Annotated in this window: 1 protein-coding gene and 1 pseudogene; one reads left to right on the top strand and one right to left on the bottom strand. The window is 64.6% G+C overall.

Going from position 1 to position 780, the window contains the following annotated elements; all coding sequences use genetic code 11:
• Positions 1–159 precede the first annotated feature (159 nt).
• The gene (locus Pma05_RS42160) at positions 160–627 is read right to left on the bottom strand and encodes a site-specific integrase (RefSeq protein ID WP_239314207.1); all 468 of its coding nucleotides are present in this window, start codon (positions 625–627) and stop codon (positions 160–162) included.
• On the opposite strand from Pma05_RS42160, the pseudogene Pma05_RS42155 reads away from it, so the two are divergent.
• A pseudogene (locus tag Pma05_RS42155) lies at positions 556–777 on the top strand (IS630 family transposase); the annotation flags it as partial. The gene Pma05_RS42160 and the pseudogene Pma05_RS42155 sit on opposite strands and share 72 nt — an antisense overlap.
• Between the last annotated feature and the right edge of the window lie 3 nt (positions 778–780).

Raw genomic sequence — 780 nt, 5'->3', positions numbered from 1 at the left:
CGGCGCACACTTGCTAAGGAAGCTCTGACCAGCACAGAAACGCCCCTGACCAGGCGGAACCCGGTCAGGGGCGTTCTTCGTGTGTCCGGCTATGTCCGGCCGTCAGTGGTCCGTGGCGGGTGTCTGTGCCATATCCGTGCCAAAGAGTTCGGCGCGGGCTCAGTCGTGGCCGAGCGCTCTCTCGATGCGCTGTTTGAGGGCTGCGTCGCCGCCGTCAAGGCACTTCGCATAGATCCGGAGTAGCACCTCTACCGACTGCCCGGCCCACTCGGCTACCTGAGTCGGCGGGACTCCCCCGTTGAGCCACGTCGACACGGCGGCGTGCCGAAGGTCGTACGGAGTCCGAGCCAGCCGGGACGCGTGGATCTCGGGCGTGAACACGTCTGCTCTCGCCCACCGCCATACACGGTTGATCGTCCCCTTGGGAAGTTCCTCCTTGTTGCGCTCCCCTACGAACAGGCGGTCATTCGGTCCGTAGCCGAACTGCTCGACGTGGGCGTTGATGATCGCGGTCAGCTCGGGCGGGCACGGAACCGTGCGGGTCTCTCCCCGCGCTCGTCCTGGCTCAACCTCGTCGAGCGCTGGTTCGCCGAGTTGACCAACCGCAAACTCCGTCGATCGACCCACCGCAGCGTCGCCGCCCTGGAAGCCGACGTGACCGCCTGGATCGAGGCATGGAACGCCGACCCCAAACCCTTTGTGTGGACCAAGACAGCCGACGACATCCTCGAAACGATCGCAGCCTACTGTCAACGGATTAACGACTCAGCACACTAGCTT

It is taken from the genome of Plantactinospora mayteni (assembly GCF_016862935.1).
Taxonomy (GTDB): Bacteria; Actinomycetota; Actinomycetes; order Mycobacteriales; family Micromonosporaceae; genus Plantactinospora; species Plantactinospora mayteni.
Note: the sequence above shows the minus strand (reverse complement) of the source record. Positions and strands in the feature narration are given on the sequence as shown.